Raw genomic sequence first — 4378 nt, forward strand, 5'->3', positions numbered from 1 at the left:
TTTTGCCATTGGTTTTAAAAACTGCCTTGCGACGTTGGTTATCGACGCCGTAGGCGAGTTCAAGGCTGTTGTCTTCTTCGTTGATAGTGGCTGTTTTTTTGAAGTCGGTGTAAGTGATGGATTGCTCCTTACCTTATCAGAGAAAAGGGTTGAACGAAAACAACATTATAACTGAACAACTATCGTTGAAACAATAAAATCCATGCAATCTTCCGTAGCGAGCATGAACAACAAGGAAAACGAAAAAATATATGTAAAACTATGTATCAATCCCACAATTGATCAACAATTGATATTTGACAGTCTTAATTTTAAACACAGGCCATTTGTAAGAAAAATAAAAATAGACCCCCAATTGAAAAAATAAAAATGCAACACCTTGTATACAAGCCTTTTACCGTTGTGAATTTTCAAGTTGGGTTAAAGATTTCTTTCAAAAAAACGTAGCGGCATTATAAAACAAAAGTCGGATTGCTCCGGCTTTTGTTGAAAATTTACTCTTTTAAAATGTAATTGATATTTTATTAGAATAAAAATTGCCGGAATATAATTTATACTCACCTACTAATTTCGGCAACATTGTTTTTGTCTCTGTGTACTTTGATTGATTATTATCCCAAATCGGTGTAGTATAAACGTATGTCGGCAAATATGGACATATATAGAAAGTAAAACCACCTTTTAATAATTTAAATCCGATAAGATTATAAGTATCTAAACAAGTCTCACCAGGCCTCAAAAAAACAAATTTGTCTTTAAACTTATCTAATATCACTTCCGGTATAATATCCGATGCAGTATAATGAGTTTTAATCTCGCTTAGTGAGTCTAAATAATTATTGGATAGGGATTCATATATATTCGCTAAATCATCATTTATTATTGGAATTTCATGTTCCTCATTTGGGTCTAAAGTGTCAGGTATTACTTCCCATGCGTTCAAATAGTAAGGAGAGGCCCCCAAATTTACTAAAAATTGCATATTTGAATAATTCCCATGTTGAGTTGGATTATTAGCCACAAGAGTTCCACTCCGAACAAATTCAGGGAAATTATTCACACTTTGTGAAACTTTCAGAAAATATAATGCATCATCGGAGTTGTTACGATAAATGATATGCAGGTATGGCACACAAAAATCATTTTCAGTTAAAGAAAATGTTGGGGACTCTCTTTTCCAATGGATTGAAAGTTCAACTGATATGCATTGTGAGAATAGATGCATACTGCCAAATAAAATTGCTATTAGTAGAAACAGATTTTTCATGATACTTGCTAAAAAGGGTATACAAAAGAAGCCAATGAAGTCCAACCAAAATTCGTATAACCTAAAGTATTGAAGTATGTTGGATATTGTGTTGCCAAGCCTTTTACAACATCAGGGGTAAAACTATTTAACTGTAATCCCCCTAAAGAATGTTGGTAACTGTATGCATGAAATTCCAACAAATCAATAAATCCAGGTTGAGATAAAAGACTTGTAGATTGACCAGCCAATGCAGCAAATTGTGATACATGAACAAATTCATGCCCCATGGTGAAAAACAATTGCTTTGCACTGCTAAATGCAAGATTCTTATTAAAATAAACATTTGAATTCCCAGTAAAAACTTTATTGACTGATAGCGGGACTGTTTTGGCAGGAGCATTATTAGTGATTAATCCTGATTTACCTGTTAAGTGAATTTCTGGGACATTTTCCACGGTAAAAGCCTTCACATTATTCATTGGAGCATCATTGTACCAAGCATTCTGAGCATCAGACAGAAATTGGTCTGTAGCAGGCACTGGATCCCCTCCATTGACACCAATATCTACACACCCTTTTTGAAAAACAGAGATTTGCCTTTGATATTGAATCCCCCCAGAAATGCCTCCTATTAATGCACTACCTAATGCACCATAGGCACCACCAATTAAACCAGATTGCAAGCCTTGTCCAAAACTCGCTCCTCCCATCCAAGCATTTCCAGCTCCTCCAACAAATCCTCCTGCAAAACCACCTGCTGCACCAACCGCAGCCCCATTTAATACAGCTCCACCAAACGTAGTAGCTGTTGACAATGCCCCTCCAACTAATGCTCCCGCTCCATATCCTGCGGCGCCACTTAAAGCACCAATACCCATAGCTAAAGCAAAATCACCAAAACTATTGATATTTCCAGAAGCACCTTGTATCATGGTGTTTATCATAGCACCAAAGATAATTGCTTCAACAATAAACTCTCCTGATGGGTCAGTATAGATAAGGGGGTTATTCAACGCATACCCGTACCGATTATAATTCAACCAATACCCAGGCGCCTGTAATTGTGGGTCGGGACTCAGGAAACGTGCTATCTGCGGGTCATAAACACGCCCGTTCATGTTGATGAGGGCAAAATCATCCAGGTGCTCATGCATAGTGTAGCCCCGGCCGGTGATATGACTCACCGGCGTGGTAACCAGGCTGGTCCACTCATTCGGGTTTCTCCTGTTACCCCAGGGATCAAATGCCTGGCGTTCCACAATGTTGCCGTCTTTGTCTGTCAAAGCTGTCAAAGAGCCAAGGTAATCGGTGTAGGCGTAGTAGAGTTGGGCATTGTCGTTTTCCTCTACAAATATTGCTGCCAGACCGTTACCCCCGCTAAGATAGTGAATTTTACGTGTTTTTCCATCGGTGGTTTGTTCTTCTTCGTAGTCGCCAAGGTAGTAACGGGTGAGGGTGGTTTCGCCATTGGTTTTAAAAACTGCCTTGCGACGTTGGTCATCGACGCCGTAATTGATTTCCAGGCTGTTGTCTCCTTCGTTGATGGTAGCTGTTTTTTTGAAGTCGGGGTATTACAAGATTGCCGAGGTGTTAAACGTTACTATTGATTTTTTGGTAAAGGATGCCGAGTACCAGAATATAGATAAGGAAACCCTAAAGCGGATGAAGAACATTGAAAAGATTTCTCCTGAAGATAAGAATCAAGTGTACACAATGCTTGATGCCTTCTTTGCCAAAAGTAAACTGTAAAACTTATTAACATAAAAAATCCCGGACTTACCGGATTTTGCCATCTTATCTTGTTCCTAAAATATTTCCTACACAAATAGAACCCCAAAATAGATATGAAGATGTTGCTGCAAAAAACAAGAATGTAATCAGGATTGATAGTATATGATTTTTAAAAAACATCGGTTTTTCCTTAACTATCTCTTTTGCCTTACCAGTCCTATGCATTGTGAGATACAGAATAAAAATCATCAACACATTAATGCCAATCATCTCATAATGACCTAATACCATTGAAAACAAATAAGCCAATGAAATATTAATTATCATAATTAGTAACAAAGAAAAAGAAAACGCCAAAACAAGGGTTGCAAGCAAATGCGGTTCATTATCCCTTAATATCTGCTTGTAAAAAAGATAATAGTAATAATATAGTGTTTTTATCATGGTTTGTAATTTTGATAAAAGTAATACCAAAGTGCTTCATTGGATTGGGATGGTGGGCCGACCTGGCTCTCCCAGTAGTTGTACCAGAAGTTAAATTTTGCTTTTTGATACCATTCCATGTTAGTTACTGCTCTTCCAAGCTCCCAGCCTACACCCCATGCAGCACCATAAAGACCACCAACGGTGGTAATCAAATTTGATCCTTGCTCTATGTACATCTGTCCATCAGTTATTTGTCCCGCTCTATTTTGCTGGTCAATTTCATAAGCATTCCAGACACCTAAGCCGTATCCCCCTATTTTTATTCCAGTTGAAACTTTTTTACCAAATTTTAATTTACCTCCCGTAGCACCATTTCCACCCCATGTTTGCTGATAAATTTTGAAATTTTTCCCCATCCATGTACCATATTTCTCACTATAGTACATTTCGCTTGCTACCGTACCTGCTGCCCCTACATAAGATTCCCATCCTGGACCTCCGCCTTGCGATTGAACTTCATATCTCACCTGATTCACCACTGTCATATCAACAAAAGGTCCGTTCGGTTCTTCGCCTTTTAGATAATTGGAAGAAAGCCACATTCCTCCTCCTGCTATTGTAGTATAACCCAAACCTTCCCAAGTGACTATTCCGGAATTGATCGTCATTTGCGTGAATGCCTGTATGCCTTCAAATCCGGCACCAATATTTACCGACAAGCCCTGTCCTCCTGCTAACCATCCCCCGGCACCAAACGCTGACTGTATTACTAATCCACCTGCAAGAGCACCTCCTATAATTCCAAAATATGTGCCCGGCTCTGACCAGTCCCAGCCTCCATTCCAGGGACTCCAATCATCATTTATAGCAGAACCTCCAATATAAGACCCAATTACCGCACCTATTGCAAAGAGCCAGGGAAATTCGCCTGTGGGATCAGTATAGATCAACGGATTGTTCCAGCAATACCCA

4 protein-coding genes and 1 pseudogene are annotated in these 4378 nt (G+C 38.9%); 1 reads left to right on the forward strand and 4 read right to left on the reverse strand.

The annotated features are described in order from the left end of the window. Positions 1–502: 502 nt before the first annotated feature. Entirely contained in the window at positions 503–1267 is a 765-nt protein-coding gene (locus OQ5_RS0103835; RefSeq protein WP_082179489.1) for a hypothetical protein, read from the reverse strand. 8 nt (positions 1268–1275) lie between these two features. Continuing rightward, a complete protein-coding gene (locus tag OQ5_RS21890) occupies positions 1276–2541 on the reverse strand; it encodes an RHS repeat domain-containing protein (protein WP_218054494.1) in 1266 nt (421 codons plus the stop codon). 220 nt (positions 2542–2761) lie between these two features. Between OQ5_RS21890 and OQ5_RS0103845 the strand changes: the two genes are divergently transcribed. After that, positions 2762–2998, forward strand: a complete 237-nt coding sequence (locus OQ5_RS0103845) for a hypothetical protein (RefSeq protein ID WP_016776235.1) — start codon at positions 2762–2764, stop codon at positions 2996–2998. 45 nt (positions 2999–3043) lie between these two features. On the opposite strand, the gene OQ5_RS20225 is transcribed toward OQ5_RS0103845, so the two are convergent. Next, positions 3044–3424: a hypothetical protein gene (locus OQ5_RS20225; protein ID WP_016776236.1), complete on the reverse strand. Its 381-nt coding sequence runs from the start codon at positions 3422–3424 to the stop codon at positions 3044–3046. Beyond that, positions 3421–4378, reverse strand: a pseudogene (locus tag OQ5_RS23390) (hypothetical protein); the annotation flags it as partial. The gene OQ5_RS20225 and the pseudogene OQ5_RS23390, both read right to left, overlap by 4 nt.

The organism is Anaerophaga thermohalophila str. Valhall (assembly GCF_000250735.1).
Classification (GTDB): Bacteria; Bacteroidota; Bacteroidia; order Bacteroidales; family Marinilabiliaceae; genus Anaerophaga; species Anaerophaga thermohalophila_A.

Coding starts and splice junctions, on each gene's coding strand:
- OQ5_RS20225 (WP_016776236.1), bottom strand. CDS start 3,424: ATGATAAAAACACTATATTATTACTATTATCTTTTTTACAAGCAGATA.
- OQ5_RS0103835 (WP_082179489.1), bottom strand. CDS start 1,267: ATGAAAAATCTGTTTCTACTAATAGCAATTTTATTTGGCAGTATGCAT.